At 70.7% G+C, this 16,295-nt stretch carries 15 protein-coding genes; 5 read left to right on the top strand and 10 right to left on the bottom strand.

Annotated elements, in window-relative coordinates; translation table 11 throughout:
* Positions 1 to 70: 70 nt before the first annotated feature.
* From OIM94_RS08910 to OIM94_RS08900, 3 genes are all read right to left on the bottom strand, one after another.
* Positions 71 to 1,381 (bottom strand): surface lipoprotein assembly modifier, encoded by a 1,311-nt coding sequence (locus OIM94_RS08910; RefSeq protein ID WP_264609703.1) that lies wholly within the window; start codon positions 1,379 to 1,381, stop codon positions 71 to 73.
* Positions 1,378 to 3,432 carry a transferrin-binding protein-like solute binding protein gene (locus OIM94_RS08905; RefSeq protein ID WP_264609702.1) on the bottom strand — a complete coding sequence of 685 codons (2,055 nt, stop codon included), beginning with the start codon at positions 3,430 to 3,432 and terminating at the stop codon, positions 1,378 to 1,380. The genes OIM94_RS08910 and OIM94_RS08905 overlap by 4 nt, the downstream gene beginning before the upstream one ends.
* A 175-nt stretch (positions 3,433 to 3,607) precedes the next feature.
* Entirely contained in the window at positions 3,608 to 4,309 is a 702-nt protein-coding gene (locus OIM94_RS08900; protein WP_264609701.1) for an MSCRAMM family adhesin SdrC, read from the bottom strand.
* A gap of 240 nt (positions 4,310 to 4,549) precedes the next feature.
* Here OIM94_RS08900 and OIM94_RS08895 point away from each other — a divergent pair, with 240 nt between their 5' ends.
* The 3 genes from OIM94_RS08895 (at position 4,550) to OIM94_RS08885 (ending at position 7,345) form a co-directional block, all read left to right on the top strand.
* Positions 4,550 to 6,145, top strand: coding sequence for a hypothetical protein (locus OIM94_RS08895; protein ID WP_264609700.1), 1,596 nt, complete (start codon positions 4,550 to 4,552; stop codon positions 6,143 to 6,145).
* An 89-nt stretch (positions 6,146 to 6,234) separates the two neighbouring features.
* Positions 6,235 to 6,885 carry a response regulator transcription factor gene (locus tag OIM94_RS08890; protein WP_319801148.1) on the top strand — a complete coding sequence of 217 codons (651 nt, stop codon included), beginning with the start codon at positions 6,235 to 6,237 and terminating at the stop codon, positions 6,883 to 6,885.
* Positions 6,886 to 6,982: 97 nt separating this feature from the next.
* Positions 6,983 to 7,345 carry a response regulator transcription factor gene (locus tag OIM94_RS08885; RefSeq protein ID WP_264609699.1) on the top strand — a complete coding sequence of 121 codons (363 nt, stop codon included), beginning with the start codon at positions 6,983 to 6,985 and terminating at the stop codon, positions 7,343 to 7,345.
* A gap of 61 nt (positions 7,346 to 7,406) precedes the next feature.
* Here OIM94_RS08885 and OIM94_RS08880 read toward each other — a convergent pair whose 3' ends face one another.
* Both OIM94_RS08880 and purL read right to left on the bottom strand, forming a co-directional pair.
* Positions 7,407 to 8,987, bottom strand: a complete 1,581-nt coding sequence (locus tag OIM94_RS08880) for a sensor histidine kinase (RefSeq protein ID WP_264609698.1) — start codon at positions 8,985 to 8,987, stop codon at positions 7,407 to 7,409.
* 130 nt (positions 8,988 to 9,117) lie between these two features.
* A complete protein-coding gene (gene purL, locus OIM94_RS08875) occupies positions 9,118 to 11,337 on the bottom strand; it encodes a phosphoribosylformylglycinamidine synthase subunit PurL (RefSeq protein WP_264609697.1) in 2,220 nt (739 codons plus the stop codon).
* Between the two features lie 91 nt (positions 11,338 to 11,428).
* On the opposite strand from purL, the gene OIM94_RS08870 reads away from it, so the two are divergent.
* Entirely contained in the window at positions 11,429 to 11,809 is a 381-nt protein-coding gene (locus OIM94_RS08870) for a PAS domain-containing protein (RefSeq protein WP_264609696.1), read from the top strand.
* Positions 11,810 to 11,811: 2 nt separating this feature from the next.
* Here the strand turns inward: OIM94_RS08870 and OIM94_RS08865 are convergent, their stop codons facing one another.
* From OIM94_RS08865 to OIM94_RS08855, 3 genes are all read right to left on the bottom strand, one after another.
* Positions 11,812 to 12,513 carry an LrgB family protein gene (locus OIM94_RS08865; RefSeq protein WP_264609695.1) on the bottom strand — a complete coding sequence of 234 codons (702 nt, stop codon included), beginning with the start codon at positions 12,511 to 12,513 and terminating at the stop codon, positions 11,812 to 11,814.
* A complete protein-coding gene (locus OIM94_RS08860) occupies positions 12,510 to 12,860 on the bottom strand; it encodes a CidA/LrgA family protein (protein ID WP_264609694.1) in 351 nt (116 codons plus the stop codon). Before OIM94_RS08860 ends, OIM94_RS08865 begins: the two co-directional genes overlap by 4 nt.
* Before the next feature lie 217 nt (positions 12,861 to 13,077).
* Positions 13,078 to 13,455: a winged helix-turn-helix transcriptional regulator gene (locus OIM94_RS08855; protein WP_264609693.1), complete on the bottom strand. Its 378-nt coding sequence runs from the start codon at positions 13,453 to 13,455 to the stop codon at positions 13,078 to 13,080.
* Between the two features lie 115 nt (positions 13,456 to 13,570).
* Between OIM94_RS08855 and OIM94_RS08850 the strand changes: the two genes are divergently transcribed.
* Positions 13,571 to 14,419: an SDR family oxidoreductase gene (locus OIM94_RS08850; protein ID WP_264609692.1), complete on the top strand. Its 849-nt coding sequence runs from the start codon at positions 13,571 to 13,573 to the stop codon at positions 14,417 to 14,419.
* Between the two features lie 169 nt (positions 14,420 to 14,588).
* Here the strand turns inward: OIM94_RS08850 and arsC are convergent, their stop codons facing one another.
* Together arsC and accC are read right to left on the bottom strand one after the other, a co-directional pair.
* Complete coding sequence (arsC, locus tag OIM94_RS08845; RefSeq protein WP_264609691.1) at positions 14,589 to 14,924, bottom strand: arsenate reductase (glutaredoxin); 336 nt, start codon at positions 14,922 to 14,924, stop codon at positions 14,589 to 14,591.
* A complete protein-coding gene (gene accC, locus OIM94_RS08840; RefSeq protein ID WP_264609690.1) occupies positions 14,921 to 16,285 on the bottom strand; it encodes an acetyl-CoA carboxylase biotin carboxylase subunit in 1,365 nt (454 codons plus the stop codon). Before accC ends, arsC begins: the two co-directional genes overlap by 4 nt.
* Positions 16,286 to 16,295 lie beyond the last annotated feature (10 nt).

Here is a 16,295-nt window from a genome sequence, read left to right as displayed (position 1 = left end):
AGGGGGCGGAGGGCGGCCGGTGCAGCCCCCCCCTGTACCGAGGGACATTCCGGGACCGCGCGGAGCCCGATCAGAAGGCGCGGGTGAGCCCGATCGTCGCGGCCTTGCGGACATAGTCGTAGATGCCAACGGTCGAGCGATTGCGCTCCCAGTCGAGCCGGACGATCGGGGCGAAGCCATGGATCTGCAGCCGGCGGAAGGTGCCGCCGAGGCCCAGGCTTACGTTCCATTCCTTGCGGCGTTGGGGGAACAGGAACAGCCGCGCATCCCCCTCCAGGCGGCGCAGGCCGATCGTGGCATAGACGGTGGTGCGGCCGAACTCGCGCCAGCCGAGCAGGCTCGCGCCGCCGCCGGCGGTGGCGTAGCCGGGGTCGTTCGCAGTCTGGCGCGTGGCGGACAGCGTCAGGCTGCCGCCGGCGCGCGCGGAAAAGGCGCGCTCATAGGCGATCGCGCCGTTCAGCAGCAGTCCGTCCTGCAGGCGGTTGCCGCGATAGCGGGTGTCGGCGATCGTCGCGCTGGTGGTGAGCTGCGCCCGGGAGCCGAGCGGATGCTGCCAGTCGATCGCGGCGGTGGCGGTGCGCGCATAGGGGCTGCCGCCATACCAGCGCTGGGTGCCGCCGATCGAGGGGCGCAGTCGATCGCGGCCCAGGCTCCATTCCAGCCCGACCAGCGCCGAGGCGGAAACGTCGTTGAAGCGTCCCCGGTCGTAGAAGTCGCCCTGGCCGGAGACGCGGGGGACGAGCGCGAGGTTGGCCGCCACCGGCACGCGGGCATAGAGCTGGCCGCCGATGCGCGCACCGATCCCCGATTGCTCGCGGGCATCGCGCGAGAGCTGGAGCGGCGCGAGCACGGTATCGAGCGTCGCTGCGTCGGTGGCGCGGTTGACGTTGCTGTCCGGCACCAGCGCGACTTCGAGGCTGGCGCCCCAGGGCTTGCGCGAGCGGAGCGCCGCGGCGAACTGGTCGACCAGCTGCGCCACCTGCGGCGGCAGCCCGCCGGCCTGGGCCTGGCGCAGCTCGCGCCGCGCCGCGCCCTCGTCGCCCAGCTGGGTGAGCAGGCGGGCGAGTTCGAGGCGCACGCGCGCGGCATCGGGCTTTTCGTCGAGCAGCGCGCGATAGGTGGTCGCCGCCTCGCGCTTGCGGCCCATCCGCTCGAGCAGCTGGCCCAGACGGAAGCGCGCCTCGGCGCGGATCTCGGCATCGGGGTCCCTTGCCAGCGCGCGGTACATCGTCTCGGCATCGTCCGGGCGGCCCGCGCCTTCGGCCTTGGCGGCGAGCGCGAACAGCTCGACCGCCGAGACCTGGCGCTGCTCGGTCGTCTGGACAGGGGCGGCGGGCGCCGGCAGCGCCAGCGCCAGCGCGATCAGCATCGTCTGGGTCACGGGCCCTTCTTAGCGACGGTTGCGCCGGTGAGAACCGCCTTGTCGCCATTCGCCAGCGTGCGCGCAGCATCGAACCTGGCGCCGATCTCGTCCGCCTGCGGGCCGAAGAACCAGCCGGTGAGGCTGCCCGATCCGCCGCTCGCGGAAAGCGTGCCGGTAAAGCCGTTGGCCGAAAGGCCTGCCGCCTGGAAGCCGAAGCTGCCGAAATCGCGCGTGCCGGACGCGCCGCTGCCGGTGATGGCGAGGCTGCCGGTGGCGCTGGCCCGCGCGAAATCCACAGTGAAGCTGCTGGTGCCGCCCAGCGTGTAGTCCGCGCCGCCGGCGGTGCCGCTGCCGAACACCAGGCCGGCATAGCTGGCGGTGCCGGTGCGCGGCATCTGGTCCGCCGTGGTGCGCTGGCCGAAGGGGAGGTACCAGCGCATCGGATCGCTGCCCGATGCCGCGTTGCTGGCGAGATAGCCCAGTTCGGCGAAGCTCGCATAGCGGAGCGCCAGCGGGCCCTTGCCGGCGTCGTAGATCCGCGCCTGCACCGTGCCGGTGGCGAGCGCCTTGCGATAGACGTCGAAGCCGACATCGCTGGTGATCGCCTCGCGATCCGCGGCAGTGAGCAGGGTCAGCGTTTCGGACAGGCCGGGCAGGCCGGCAATGGCATAGCCGCTGGCGGCGTCGCCGGAAATCTCCGGCGGCGCGAGGGTGCTGCCTGCCGCGCTGCCACTCGCCGCCCTGGCGCCAGTGAGGGTGACCGAGGCGACGTCGCCATTCGCATCGGCGAGCGCGGCGGCACCGCCGACCTCATCGGCCGCGGGGCCGTAGAAATGGCCGGTCAGCCCACCCGAATAGCCGGCGAACAAGGCCAGGTTGAGCGTGCCGGCAAAGCTGTTGGCGCTGCTGGAGAGCGTCGCCGACCCGGTGAAGCTGCCGCTGCTGGTGGTCGTCGCGGCGCTGCTGTCGGTATAGCTGGCGGTTGCGGTACCGGTGGTGGCGATCGCGCCGCTGGCGAAATCGGCGGTCAGCGTGCCGCTGCCGCTGAGCGCGAACGGTCCCGGCTTGCTGGCATCGACCAGCGCGCCGGCCAGCGTCACCGCATAGCTGGCCGAGCCGGTGCGCGGCAGCGCGGCCAGGCTGGTCGCCATGCCGAAGGTGAAGGCGTCGATCATGCTGGTGGAAACGCCGTTGCTGCTGGTGGTCGTCGCCCAGCGGCCGGCGCGGACATAGCGCAGGCCATTGAGCGCATCGAGCGTCAGCTGGTCGACCGCGCCGGCGCTCGGCGTCGCCGGGAACACGCCGCTGCGGCTGCCGGCAATCACGGTATAGTTGCCCGAAGCGGCGTCATAGCTGACGATCACCGGCTGGCCGGCGGTGGCGGCACCGGTCAATGCGCCGCTGGTCTCGTCGTAATTGGCGGCGAGCGTGGCGGTTTCGCCGGCGAAGATCTGGCTGGCGGTGAGGCTGGCGAGACTGGCGTTGCCGGTCTGCGCGCCCGACTGGCGACCGATCAGCACCCCGGCTGCTGCGCGGCCATCGCTGTTGGAGGCGCTCCACGACGCGCCCACCTCCTGCGCGGCGGGGCCGTAGAACCGGCCGTTCAGCACGCCTTCCAGCTCCCCGCCGGAAAAGGCGAAGATGCCGGAAAAGGCGTTGCTGGCGGCGGCGAGCTGGGCGAGGCCGGTGAAGATCGAACTGGTGATCGTGGCGCCGGTGCTGGTCGAGACCTCGTTCACCGTGCCGCTGGTGACGATCGCGCCGGTCAGGAAATTGACCTGGAGCGTGCCATTGCCGACCAGACTTTCGAGCACGCCGAAACCGAGCGAGCCTACCAGATCGACGGCATAGGCGCCGTGGCCGGTGCGCGGTAGCGCGGCGTTCGGTGTCGCCACGCCGTAGGTGAAGGCATCGAACCGGAAGGCGCCGTTGCCGCTGCTGTCGAAATCGGCGCGCTGCCAGAAGCCGGCGCCGACATACTGATAGGTCAGCGCCCCGCTGGTGCCGGGCAGGGTTAGCGACAGCGTGTACTCGCTATTGGCCCCGCTGTGCCGATAGACCCGCAGCATCGCATTCGACTGCGCGGAATCGACATCGCCGGGAAGGAACGTCTCGGTGTTGACTCCGTCGCTGACCGTGTAGCCGCGCGTCGCCGCATCGTAGCGGATCGTCAGGCCGAGCGTCGCCGACAGACAGCCGCACGAGCGCGCGTCCGGGTAGAAGGTCCCCGCAAAGCCGGCACCGTCATTGGCGAAGCTCTCCGTCTGGGTGAGCGACAGCAGCGACGCGTTGACGGGCGTCGGTGTGGGCGTCGGTGTCGGGGTAGGCGTCGGCGTTGGAGTGGGCGTCGGGGTGGGCGTCGGCGTCGGCGTCGGGGTAGGCGTCGGCGTCGGGGTAGGTGTCGGGGTAGGCGTCGGCGTCGGCGTCGGGGTAGGTGTCGGGGTAGGCGTCGGCGTCGGCGTCGGGGTAGGTGTCGGGGTCGGGGTAGGCGTCGGCGTCGGAGTGGGCGTCGGCGTCGGAGTGGGCGTCGGCGTTGGCGTGGGCGTCGGCGTGGGGGTGGGCGTCGGCGTCGGCGTGGGCGTCGGCGTCGGAGTGGGCGTTGGCGTCGGAGTGGGCGTCGGCGTCGGGGTGGGCGTCGGCGTCGGAGTGGGCGTCGGCGTCGGGGTGGGCGTCGGCGTTGGCGTGGGCGTCGGCGTCGGGGTGGGCGTCGGCGTCGGAGTGGGCGTTGGCGTCGGCGTTGGCGTTGGCGTGGGCGTCGGCGTTGGCGTGGGCGTCGGCGTGGGCGTCGGCGTCGGCGTTGGCGTCGGCGTGGGCGTCGGCACCGGGGTGGGCGTCGGCACCGGGGTGGGCGTCGGCGTCGGGCTCGGCGTGGGCGTGGTGTCGGGGGTGGGGTTCGGTGCGGCAGGCGTGCCGGACACACCGCCGCCGCCACCGCCGCCGCTGCACGCGGCGACCAGCGCCAGGATCGAAACCATCGTCGGAAGCACGACCGAGCGCTGCATGCCAAGACCTTTGAAAGACGCGTTAACCATCCTCCGAGTCTATGCAGGGGTGAGCGATAAGGTTTGGTTAAAGGCGCGTTCGCCAAGGTGCATTCATGACGCGGAAATGCTTCGTCATGCTTTGTTCACCCGCGCGGGCGGATGCTGGCGACAACAAGCAATAGACATGGACGGGGTGACGGGAATGGCGAGGCGCAGGCAACTTCTGATCTGCACGGCAAGCGCGGCGCTGCTGGGCGGCTGCACCGAGATCAGTTTCGCGCAGGACGCGCATGTGGTGACCGCCGGCACGCTGGCCGATGATGGCGCCGCGCATGACGACTATCGCTGGATCGATCGCGCGCGGGCGCTGTGGGATGCAGTGGGCGACTCGCCGCCCGATTATGGCTTCGCGTTCGACGGCGGCAATCCCGTCGCCTGGGAACTGCGCGACGGCTATTGGGTGGTGGTGGAGGAGCGCGCCGAGGGCGCCCGCAGCTATTTCTTCGCGCCGGGCGAGCGCGGGCCATTCCTCATCCGCGAGACCGATCGCAGCTTCGCCTATCAGGACGGGCATGTCGCGGCGGTCTATGATGGCGGCGGCACGCTGCTGCCGCGCTATCTGGCCGCGCGCTCGCTCGACGAGGGCGAGGCGCTGTTCCGGCGCGGCCGGCGAGTGCGCGACGCGCTGCTCGACCGGCAGTGGGAGCCGGTGGATACCGGCAGCTGGGTCAACCTCAACCTGTTCTTCGTCGGCATCGACCAACGCTGGGATAGCGGCTGGCGCTATCGCAACGACGGGTTCGCGCTCGCCGAACAGCAGCGCTGGGCACAGGAACGCGCCCGCCGCGCGGCGATGGCGGCGGCGTTCGCGCGCTGGCGCAACGGCGGCTTCCAGGGCGCACCCCCGCCGGGACTGGGCGGCCGGTGGGAACATCGCCCCCGGCCGGGCCGCCCGCCCGTGGCAGGCCAGCCGGGCCGACCGCCCGTGCAGCCGCAGCCGGGTGCCGGGCGCCCGGACCGGCCCTGGATGTGGGGCGGCCTGCCGGGTGGTGCCGGCAGCGTGCGACCCGGGCGTCCATCAAGCGGCGATGTCCGCCCCGGCCAGGGGCCCGGTGCCATTCCCACGCCGAACGGCACTCCCGGCACGGGGCTTCCGCCGGTTGGCGGCAGGCCCGGATGGCAGGGCGAGCGCCCCGGCAATGCCGGCCGGCCCCGCCCGCCGCGCGGCGATGGCGAGGGCGTGCGCCCGCAGCGTCCCGATGGGGAGAGCCCGCCGACCGCCGAGGCGCCGCGGCCGCCGGCGGAGGGCACGCGTCCCGGCTGGCAGGGAGCGCGGCCCGAGGGAGGCGCGCCGCGCCCGGGCTGGACGCGGCCCGGCTGGTCCGGCGGCGATCGCCCGGATCGCCCGGATCGCCCGCAGCGCCCGGCCGAACCCGCCAGTCCACCCGTTGCTGCACCCGCCGCCCCGCCCGCCCAGCCGGCGCCGCCGCCCCCCGCGCGCGAATCCGGCGAGCGCCGCGGCGGTGGCTGGATGTCTCCGGGCTGGGTCCGCCAGGCGCGTCCGGATGGATCCGGCGGCGATGCTCCGCGCCCGTCGTTCCGCCCGCCTGCGGCGCGCGCGGAAGGGGAACCGGCGCCGCGCCGGCCGAGCTTCACCCCACCGCCGCCGCCGGCACAGCAGGTCGCTCCGCCGCCACCGCCTGCGCCGCGCCCCGCGCCGCCGCCTCCCGAACACCGCGAGCCCTCGCCGCTGCTGCGCGAGAAGCTGGAGGCGAACAGCGGCGGCGACCGGCGCTAGCGCGCTCCTCCGAATGGGGGAGCGCGGGCTCCCCCGGCCGGGGTTGGCGCAGGCGCGTCGCGTGGCCCAGAAGGGGCGGGAAAGGATCCATGATGCCCAGCCCCGCCGCCCCGGCGCGCGACGCGCAGCCCGTCGTCCTCATCGTCGATGACGATCCGCTGGTGCGGGGCTCGCTCGACTCACTGTTCCGCTCGGTCGACTTTTCGGTGCGCAACTATGGCTCGGCGCAGGAACTGCTGGATGCGGTTCTGCCGGAATCGCCCTGCTGCCTCGTGGTCGACGTGCGCATGCCGCACATCGGCGGCTTCGAATGCCGCGATCGGCTGGTCGAGCGGGGCATCGATCTGCCGGTGATCTTCCTGACCGGCCACGGCGACATCCCGATGTCGGTCAAGGCGATGAAGGGCGGGGCGGTGGACTTCCTGACCAAGCCGTTCCGGGACCAGGACATGCTCGATGCGGTGAATGCCGGAATCGCGCGCGCCGCCGAGCGGCGGAGTGCCGCGCAGGAATCGGCAGCGATGCGCGCGCGCTTCGCGACACTGACCCCGCGCGAGCGACAGGTGATGGACGGTGTGGTGCGCGGCCTGCTCAACAAGCAGATCGCGGGCGAATTGGGCATTGCCGAAATCACCGTGAAGCTGCACCGCGCCAGCCTGATGCGCAAGCTGGGGCTGCGCACCGTGCCCGATCTGGTCCGCGCCGCAGAGGCCCGTACCCCCGCCGAGGCAGCTGCGTAGTTCCCCGCATAAACAGGCGTATAGCTTATCTGCGCGCGGCCCCGCCCCTAGGGTTGGGCAGGAACCGGAATCCCCGAGTTCGCGGGAGCAGCCGAGCGTGCACGATTGCCTGATTGCCGTGATCGACGACGACGCGCTGGTACGCGACGCCGCTGCCAGCCTGATCCGCGCGCTGGGCTATCGCACCGCGACCTATCCTTCGGCCGATGCCTATCTGGCGGAGGCGACGGACGCGCCGGCCTGCGTGCTGACCGACCTGCAAATGCCCGGCCGCTCCGGGCTGGAGCTGCACGCGGCACTGCGCGCGCGGGGATCGGCGGTGCCGGTGATCCTGATGACCGCCTACCCCACAGGCGATCTGCGTGCCCGCGTGACGGCGCTCGATCTGGTCGCGCTGCTCGACAAGCCGGTGGACCCGACGTTGCTGCACGATGCGCTGGCGCAGGCGACCGGCGGATGATGCCGCGCGCCCGCCGCCTCCCGGCGCTTCGCCGCGAGGAGACGCGGCGGCACCGCGGCGATCAGCCGGCCAGCGGCAGTTCGATGGTGGCCCGCGCGCCGCCTTCGGGATGGGTGTTCAGCGCGATGCGGCCGCCATGCAGATCGAGGATCGATCGGCAGATCGACAGGCCCAGCCCCATGCCGCCGGGCTTGGTGGTCGCGAAGGTTTCGAACGGCTGGTCCAGCGCGGGGTCTAGCCCCGGGCCATGATCGCGCAGCACCAGGGTGGCGCAGGCGGCATCGGTCGTCAGGTCCAGCTCGATCCGCGGCTCGGGGCTGCCGGCGCCTTCCATCGCCTGCAGCGCGTTGGTGATCAGGTTGAGCAACAGATGCTGGAGGAGAATCGCGTCGCCGAGCACGGGCGGATCGCCGCTGCCGGTGAAGGTCAGCCGTGCGCCATGTGCATCGAGGTCGCGGGCGACGACGACCAGCGTCTCGTTGATCAGCGTGCCGAGCCCCAGCGGCGCCAGCGCGGCGCGGTTGCCGCCGACCAGCGCGCGAACGCGCTGGATCACCGCATGCATGTTCGCCACGGCCCGGTTGAGCCCGGCCAGCGATAGTCGCACCTCGTCCAGATCGGGTTCGGGCCGGGCAAGCCAGCGGCTTGCGGCGTCGGCATAGCTCTGGATCGCCGAGATCGGCTGGTTGATCTCGTGCGCGATCGATGCGGACATGGCGCCGATCGCGGCGGTCCGCTGCACCCGCTCCAGCTCGATCCGGGTACGCTCGATCGTCGTTTCCAGCCGCTTGCGCTGGCGGATGTCGAGGATGCTGCCGGGCACGCGTTCGAGCGTGGTGCCCGGCGCCAGGCTGAACGCGACGAGAATGTCGATCGGCGTCCCGTCGGCGGCATGGACCTGGGTCTCGGCCTGGAACATGGCGCGCCGCTCGTCGATCGCCAGGATGCAGTCGGCGAAGCTGGCGTCGGTTTCGGGAAGGAAGTCACCGAGCCTGCGGAAGAAGGCGGCCTTGCTCGGCACGCCCATCAGATCCAGCGCGGTCTGGTTGACGTCGGTGATCCGCACCAGCCGGCGGGTGGCGGCAACGAACGCCGGGTTCGCGCGCAGATAGGCGGGCAGATCGGTAACGCCGCCGGCCCGGAGCTGGGCGATCGCATCGGCCACGGGGCGGAAGTCATGTTCCCAGATGGCGATGGCCAGCGTATCGGTCATGGTTGCGTAGCGGCGCTCCTCCTGCGCCATGCGCGCGTCGAGCGCGGCACGGTGGAGGATCAGCGCGGTGGTGACCGCGTTGGCGGCAAGGCTCACCATCAGACGCAGGGCCGCGTCCACACTCGGTGCATCGCCATGCGCGATCGCGAAGCTGCCCACCGCCAGCGCCGCGCAGGCGAGCGACCAGGCAAGCAGACTGTGGCGCGGGGTGCGGTTGCCCGCGATCAGCAGCACGAGAACGTAGAGCGTCGCGATCCCGCTGTGGAAGCGGGTGAAGCTGTCGGCGGCGAAGATGCCCGCGGCAAGCAGCGCGGCGGCGAGCAGGCGCGGGCGAACCCCTTCCAGCACGCGGCCAGGCGCCGCGCCGCGCGGCAGGGGGATCGCCCCGCCGCCGGCCTGATCCCCGACCATCGACATAGGGACCAGCATGCCGCGCACCCGGCAAAACGGCCATCCCCAGCAGGGCAACAGGCACTCCCCCATTCGGGGGAGAGCGCCTGTCGGATCGACCTCTCCGCGCCTCGGCACCCCGGCGTCGGCCCGGGTGCCGTGCAGGCGATTACGCGGCCGTTTCGACCGAACCCATCAGCGCGGGGAAGAAGCCTTCATGCGCGGTGCGCAGATCGTCGAGGCTGACGCAGAAATCGCCTTCCTCCAGCTCGAAGATGATGCGGTTGGCGATGGTGCGGCCGATCGGATCGGCGGCGAGGCCGGCCTTGTCGGCGGCGACCAGGAAGTCGGCAAGCGCCTCGTCCTTCACCGTCACTACATACAGGCCCTGGTCCTCGCCGAACCAGCTGCCGGCGACGCCGAAGGGCTGGGGCTGATCGAGGATCGCGCCGATGTTCGAGGCCAGCGCCATTTCGGCGACCGCGACCGCCAGGCCGCCGTCCGCGACGTCATGGCAGGCGGTGATCGCGCCGCCGCAGATCGCCGAGCGGATGAACGCGCCGGTGCGGCGCTCCATCATCAGGTCGACGGGCGGGGGCGGGCCTTCCTCGCGGCCGCAGATCTCGCGCAGCCAGATCGACTGGCCGAGATGGCCGCCGCGCTCGCCGACCGCGATGATCACGTCCCCGGTGCCCTTGAAGGCGATGGTGCAGTTCTTCTGCCAGTCCTTGAGCAGGCCGATCGCGCCGATCGCCGGGGTCGGCAGGATCGCCGAGCCGCCGCCAGTCGCCTTGCTCTCGTTGTAGAGGCTGACATTGCCCGAGACGATCGGGAAGTCGAGCGCGCGGCAGGCGTCGCTCATGCCTTCGAGGCAGCCGACGATCTGGCCCATGATCTCGGGGCGCTGCGGGTTGGCGAAGTTGAGGCAGTTGGTCACCGCCAGCGGGGTTGCGCCCACCGCGGAGAGGTTGCGCCACGCTTCCGCAATCGCCTGCTTGCCGCCCTCTACGGGATCCGCGAAGCAATAGCGCGGGGTGCAATCGGTGGTGATCGCCAGGCCCTTGTCGGTGCCGTGGACGCGGACGACCGCGGCGTCGCCGCCCGGGCGCTGCACGGTGTCGCCGCCGACCATGTGGTCATACTGCTCCCAGATCCAGCGGCGGCTGGCGATGTCCGGCGAGCCCATCAGCTTGACGAGATCGGCGGCGGGATCGGTGCATTCGGGCACGTTCTGCAGCTCGGGCTGCTTGGGCGTCGGCACGTGCGGGCGATCGTAGAGCGGCGCCTCGTCGGCGAGCGGGGCGAGCGGGATGTCGCACACCACGTCGCCCTTCCACTTGAGCACCATGCGGCCGGTGTCCGTCACATGGCCGATCACCGCGAAATCGAGCTCCCACTTGCGGAAGATCGCTTCCGCGAAATCCTCGCGGCCGGGCTTGAGCACCATCAGCATGCGCTCCTGGGACTCGGAGAGCATCATCTCATAGGGCGTCATGCCGGTTTCGCGCTGGGGGACGTCGTCCATCACCAGCTCGATGCCGACGCCGCCCTTGGACGCCATCTCGACGCTGGACGAGGTGAGGCCGGCGGCGCCCATGTCCTGGATCGCGACGATCGCGTCCGAGGCCATCAGCTCGAGGCAGGCCTCGATCAGCAGCTTCTCGGTGAACGGATCGCCGACCTGGACGGTGGGGCGCTTCTCCTCCGAGTCCTCGCCGAAATCCGCGCTCGCCATGGTGGCGCCGTGGATGCCGTCGCGGCCGGTCTTGGAGCCGACATAGACGATCGGATTGCCGACGCCCGAGGCCGCCGAATAGAAGATCTTGTCGGTATCGGCGATGCCGACGGTCATCGCGTTGACCAGGATGTTGCCGTCATAGGCGGGGTGGAAGTTCACCTCGCCGCCCACCGTCGGCACGCCCACGCAATTGCCATAGCCGCCGATGCCATGGACGACGCCGGCGATCAGGTGCTTCATCTTGGGATGATCGGGCCGGCCGAAGCGCAGCGCGTTCATGTTGGCAATCGGGCGCGCGCCCATGGTGAACACGTCGCGCAGGATGCCGCCCACGCCGGTCGCCGCGCCCTGATAGGGCTCGATATAGGACGGGTGGTTGTGGCTCTCCATCTTGAAGATCGCCGCCTGGCCGTCGCCGATATCGACCACGCCGGCATTCTCACCCGGGCCGCAGATGACCTGCGGGCCGGTGGTCGGCAGCTTCTTCAGGTGGATGCGGCTGGACTTGTAGCTGCAATGCTCGGACCACATCACCGAGAAGATGCCGAGCTCGGTCAGGTTCGGCTCGCGACCGAGCGCCTTCAGGACGCGGTCATATTCTTCGGGCGACAGGCCGTGCTCGGCCACGATCTCGGGCGTGATCTGGGTCATGGCCGGACCCCTTAGCGGGGTGTTGCGCGCGCGTCACCCCGGGAGTTGCGGGGCCCGGGCAAACGCGGCGTTAACGATGGCTGCGGTAGAAATGCCTATGCCCATCCTGCCGCTCCTTGCCCATGGACTGCGCGCCGGCGATCCGCTGGTCCCGCTGCCCGCGGCCTGGGAGTGCGACCTGGCGACAAACGCGCTGCGCTGGTCGGCCGGCGTGTACGAGCTGTTCGGCTTCCCGCCCGGGTCCCTGGTGACGCGCGACGAGGCGGTGACGATGTACACCCCCGAATCGGCGGCGCTGCTCGAACAGGTCCGCAGCCGTGCGGTGGCGGAGGGAAGCAGCTTCACCATCGACGTGACGATCCGCCGCCGCGACGGCGCGCTGCGCAAGATGCGGCTGACGGCGGATGTGGAGTGCGTGGACGGAAAGCCCGTGCGGCTCTACGGCACCAAGCAGGACGTGACGGACGAGTAAGCCTACAGCACCGCCCACAGCGTGAGCAGCAGCGCGGTCATCGCGGCATTCAGCGCCATGCCGACGCCCGCGAAGGTGCCGCCCAGCTCCGAGACCTGAAACGCGCGGGCCATGCCGATGCCGTGCGCGGCGACGCCGGTGGCGAAGCCACGCACGCGGGAGTCGCGGATGCGCAGCAGGTCGAGCAGCGGCGAGGCGACCATCGCGCCGAACACCCCGGCGATCAGCACCACCACCGCCGCCAGCGCGGGAATGCCGCCCAGCTGGCTCGCCAGCGCCATCGCCACCGGCGTCGTCACCGAGCGCGGGGCGACGGTCGCGAGGATCTGCGCGCTGCCGCCGAACGCCAGGACGATGCCGGTGACGCTCAGGATCGCGGTCAGCGAACCGGCGAACAGCGCGAGCAGCAGCGGCCCGGCGGCGCGGCGGATCAGCCCGCGATTGCGCCACAGCGGGACCGCCAGGCCCACCGTCGCGGGGCCGAGCAGAAAGCTGAGCATCGCGGTGTTCCGGGCATAGACCGGGTATGCCGTGCGGGTGGCGATCAGCACCAGGATCAGCACCGGCGTCGCGGTGAGTACCGGATGGCAGAGCGGGTGGCGGTTGCTGCGGATCGACAGGCGATCGGCGCCCTCGAACACCAGCAAGGTGACGGCGAGCCACAGCAGCGGCGTTGCCTGGAGCGTGTGCCAGAGGCCGGTCATGCGCCATGCTCCGCCCGCGCGAGCGCCCAGCGGAAGACCAGCGCGGTCACGATCATGGTCAGCAGGGTCGAGGCGAGCGTGGCAACGATGATCGCGACGCCGTTCTTCGCCAGCACCGGGCCCTCCTCGATCAGGCCGACCGCGGCGGGGACGAACATCACCGAGAGATGCGCGGTAAGCCAGGCGGAGACCTGCACCAGGCGCGGGCGCTCGCCGGGGCGCAGCAGCAGCCAGCCGAGCAGCAGGAACATGCCGATCACGGGCCCCGGCAGCGGCAGCCCGGCGAGTAGGTGGAGGCCCTCGCCGAGCAGCTGGCAGAGGAGCAGGGTGGCGATGGCGGCGGTCATGCGCGGTGCCATGCCATGGCGGCGCGGCGAGGTACACTGCGCGGGAGGGGAGGGGTGGTTGCGGACCGCGTAAGCGGGCGAAGGCCGAGCGAAGGAGTAGCTACCATTCAGTCGTCATCCCGGCGAAAGCCGGGATCCAGTCGTCTCTCGGCTTCAGCTAGAACTGGAACGGAGGCCCCAATGGATCCCGGCTTTCGCCGGGATGACGACTCCCTTGTTACTCCGCCGCCTCGTCCATCGCCGTCGGCATCAGCTCGCCCAGGTTGGCCTGGATCCACTCGACCAGATCCTCGACCTTCGCCGCCGCTTCGTGGCCGAGCGGGGTGAGGCTGTATTCGACATGCGGGGGCACCACCGGCAGGCTGCGGCGCACCACCAGATGATGCGCCTCCAGCTGCTGGAGCGTCTGGGCGAGCATGCGTTCGCTCACCCCGTTCACCCGGCGGCGGAGTTCGCTGAAGCGGCGGGTACCGTCCCGCAGCGCGACCAGCACGAGCAGGCCCCAGCTGCTGGTGATCCGCTTGAGCACCGCGCGCGACGGGCAATCGGTAGCGAACACGTCGCCGCGATCCATCATCGCGGCGAGGGTACGCACCGGGGGGCGGGACGGGGCGGCGGACATTTTTGATACTTACCTTTGTGTGCGTACTTACGATTCGTAAGTGGTTCGCTAGATCGCTGGCGTCAATGCATGATCGAAAGGAACTGCCATGTACGCCGTTACCGGAGCCTCGGGCCAGCTCGGCCGCCTCGTCGTTGAATCGCTGCTGGGCAAGGTCGCACCGGGCGAGGTCGTCGCGCTGGTGCGCGATCCCGATAGCCTCGCCGATCTCGCCGCCAGGGGCGTGACGGTGCGCGCGTTCGACTATGATGTGGCCGAAACCCTGGCGCCGGGGCTGGCGGGCGTGACCCGGCTGCTGCTGATTTCGGGCAATGCCATCGGCAGCCGCGTGCCGCAGCACAAGGCGGTGATCGACGCGGCCAAGGCAGCGGGCGTGCAGCTGATCGCCTATACCAGCATCCTGCGTGCGCAGACCTCACCATTGCAGCTCGCCGCCGAGCACAAGGCGACCGAGGAACTGCTGGCGGCCAGCGGCGTGCCGCACGCCCTGCTGCGCAACGGCTGGTACACCGAGAATTATCTGATGGCTGCCGGGGCGGCGATTGCCCATTGGGCGCTCATCGGCAGCGCGGGCGACGGCGTGGTCTCGGCGGCATCGCGTGCCGATTATGCCGAGGCGGCGGCCGTGGTGCTGACCCGCGGCGAGGCGGGGACATTCGAGCTCGCCGGCGATAGCGGCTTCACGCTGGGGGACTTGGCCGCAGCGCTGTCGGAAATCGCCGGCAAGCCGATCCCGTTCCAGAACCTGCCCCAGGCCGACTATGCCAAGGCGCTGGAAGGCGCCGGCCTGCCGGCGCCCTTTGCGGCGATCCTGGCGGACAGCGATGCGCGGGCGGCCGAGGGGGCACTGTTCGACGATACCCGCACGCTGTCCGGGCTGATCGGCCGGCCGACCACGCCGTGGCGCGAGACCATCGCGGCGGGGGTGCAGGGATGAAAAATTCCTCCCCGGAACGGGGAGGGGGACCATTCGCGCCAGCGAATGGTGGAGGGGCCGCGCCGACAGGCGCGGAAACCTCAAAGTGCGGGATACCGCCGCGTACGTGGCGGCCCCTCCACCACCGCCTTCGGCGGCGGTCCCCCTCCCCGTGCCGGGGAGGAGTTCTTTACAGGATCTCCCGCACCTTCTCGGGCGGGCGACCCAGCCGCACGCCGCGCTCCGTCACCACGAGCGGGCGCTCGATCAGGATCGGGTTGGCGGCCATCGCGTCGAGGATGGTGTCGTCGTCGGCACCTTTCAGCGGCTTGGCGGCGTCCTCGGCGATACGCAGGCCCTCGCGCGCGGTCATGCCCGCGCGCTGGTACAGCTCTGCCAGCGTCTCGCGGCTCGGCGGGGTCTTCAGATACTCGATCACCGCCACCTCGGCGCCGGCGTCCGTGAGGATCGCCAGCGCCTCGCGCGACTTGGAGCAGCGCGGGTTGTGGTAGATCGTCGCCTTCACGCCGCGGCGGCCTCGTCCTGCTTGGCGAGCCACTCCTCGAGCCACTTGATCGTATAGTCGCCCTTGAGGAACTTGGGATCGTCGAGCAGCGCCTGGTGGAGCGGGATCGTCGTCTTGATGCCGTCGACCACGAACTCTTCCAATGCCCGCTTCAGTCGCAGGATGCAGCCCTCGCGGGTGCGGCCATAGACGATCAGCTTGGCGATCATGGAGTCGTAATAGGGCGGGATCCGATAGCCCGAATAGATGCCGCTATCGACGCGGACGTGCATGCCGCCCGGCGCGTGGAAGTGGGTGATCGTACCCGGCGAGGGCGCGAAGGTCCGCGGGTCCTCGGCGTTGATGCGGCATTCGATCGCATGGCCGCGGAACTCCAGATCCTCCTGGCGGACCGACAGGCCGTGGCCTTCGGCGACGCGGATCTGCTCACGGACCAGGTCCATGCCGGTGATCATCTCGGTCACCGGATGCTCGACCTGGAGGCGGGTGTTCATCTCGATGAAGTAGAACTCGCCATTTTCCCACAGGAACTCGATGGTGCCGGCGCCGCGATAGCCCATGTCGGACATCGCCTTGGCGACGATGCCGCCCATGCGCGCGCGCTCCTCCGGCGTGATCACCGGCGACAGCGCCTCTTCGAGCACCTTCTGGTGGCGGCGCTGGAGCGAGCAGTCGCGCTCGCCGAGATGGATCGCGTTGCCGTTGCCGTCGCCGAACACCTGGAACTCGATGTGGCGCGGGTTGCCGAGATACTTCTCGAGATAGACCGTGGCGTCGCCGAACGCGGCCTTCGCCTCCGAGCCCGCTTGCTGCATCAGCGTTTCGAGCTGGTCCTCGCTGGTGCACACCTTCATGCCGCGACCACCGCCGCCCGAGGCGGCCTTGATGATCACCGGATAGCCGGCCTTGGCGGCGATCGCCTTGGCTTCTTCCAGGTCGCTGATCGGGCCGTCCGAGCCCGGCACCAGCGGCAGGCCGAGCGCGCCGGCGGTGCGCTTCGCCTCGATCTTGTCGCCCATGGTGCGAATATGCTCGGGCTTGGGCCCGACGAAGATCAGCCCGTGCGCCTCGACGATCTCGGCGAACTGGGCGTTCTCCGAAAGGAAGCCATAGCCCGGGTGGATCGCATCCGCGCCCGAGATCTCGGCGGCCGAGATGATGTTCGGGATGTTGAGATAGCTTTCCGACGCGGCCGGCGGGCCGATGCAGATCGCCTCGTCCGCCAGGCGCACATGCATCGCATCGGCGTCGGCGGTGGAGTGCACTGCCACCGTCTTGATGCCCATTTCATGGCAGGCGCGGTGGATGCGCAGTGCGATCTCGCCGCGATTGGCGATCAGCAGCTTCTTGATCTCGGGCATGGTCGTTCCG

The organism is Sphingomonas sp. R1, assembly GCF_025960285.1.
Classification (GTDB): domain Bacteria; phylum Pseudomonadota; class Alphaproteobacteria; order Sphingomonadales; family Sphingomonadaceae; genus Sphingomonas.
Note: the sequence above shows the minus strand (reverse complement) of the source record. Positions and strands in the feature narration are given on the sequence as shown.

Bases quoted from the DNA above. Each gene is read 5' to 3' on its own strand.
- OIM94_RS08905 (WP_264609702.1), bottom strand. From the start codon at position 3,432: ATGCTGCGGGTCTATCGGCACAGCGGGGCCAATAGCGAGTACACGCTG.
- OIM94_RS08895 (WP_264609700.1), top strand. From the start codon at position 4,550: ATGGCGAGGCGCAGGCAACTTCTGATCTGCACGGCAAGCGCGGCGCTG.
- OIM94_RS08890 (WP_319801148.1), top strand. From the start codon at position 6,235: ATGATGCCCAGCCCCGCCGCCCCGGCGCGCGACGCGCAGCCCGTCGTC.
- OIM94_RS08880 (WP_264609698.1), bottom strand. From the start codon at position 8,987: ATGCTGGTCCCTATGTCGATGGTCGGGGATCAGGCCGGCGGCGGGGCG.
- purL (WP_264609697.1), bottom strand. From the start codon at position 11,337: ATGACCCAGATCACGCCCGAGATCGTGGCCGAGCACGGCCTGTCGCCC.
- OIM94_RS08870 (WP_264609696.1), top strand. From the start codon at position 11,429: ATGCCTATGCCCATCCTGCCGCTCCTTGCCCATGGACTGCGCGCCGGC.
- OIM94_RS08865 (WP_264609695.1), bottom strand. From the start codon at position 12,513: ATGACCGGCCTCTGGCACACGCTCCAGGCAACGCCGCTGCTGTGGCTC.
- OIM94_RS08860 (WP_264609694.1), bottom strand. From the start codon at position 12,860: ATGACCGCCGCCATCGCCACCCTGCTCCTCTGCCAGCTGCTCGGCGAG.
- OIM94_RS08850 (WP_264609692.1), top strand. From the start codon at position 13,571: ATGTACGCCGTTACCGGAGCCTCGGGCCAGCTCGGCCGCCTCGTCGTT.
- accC (WP_264609690.1), bottom strand. From the start codon at position 16,285: ATGCCCGAGATCAAGAAGCTGCTGATCGCCAATCGCGGCGAGATCGCA.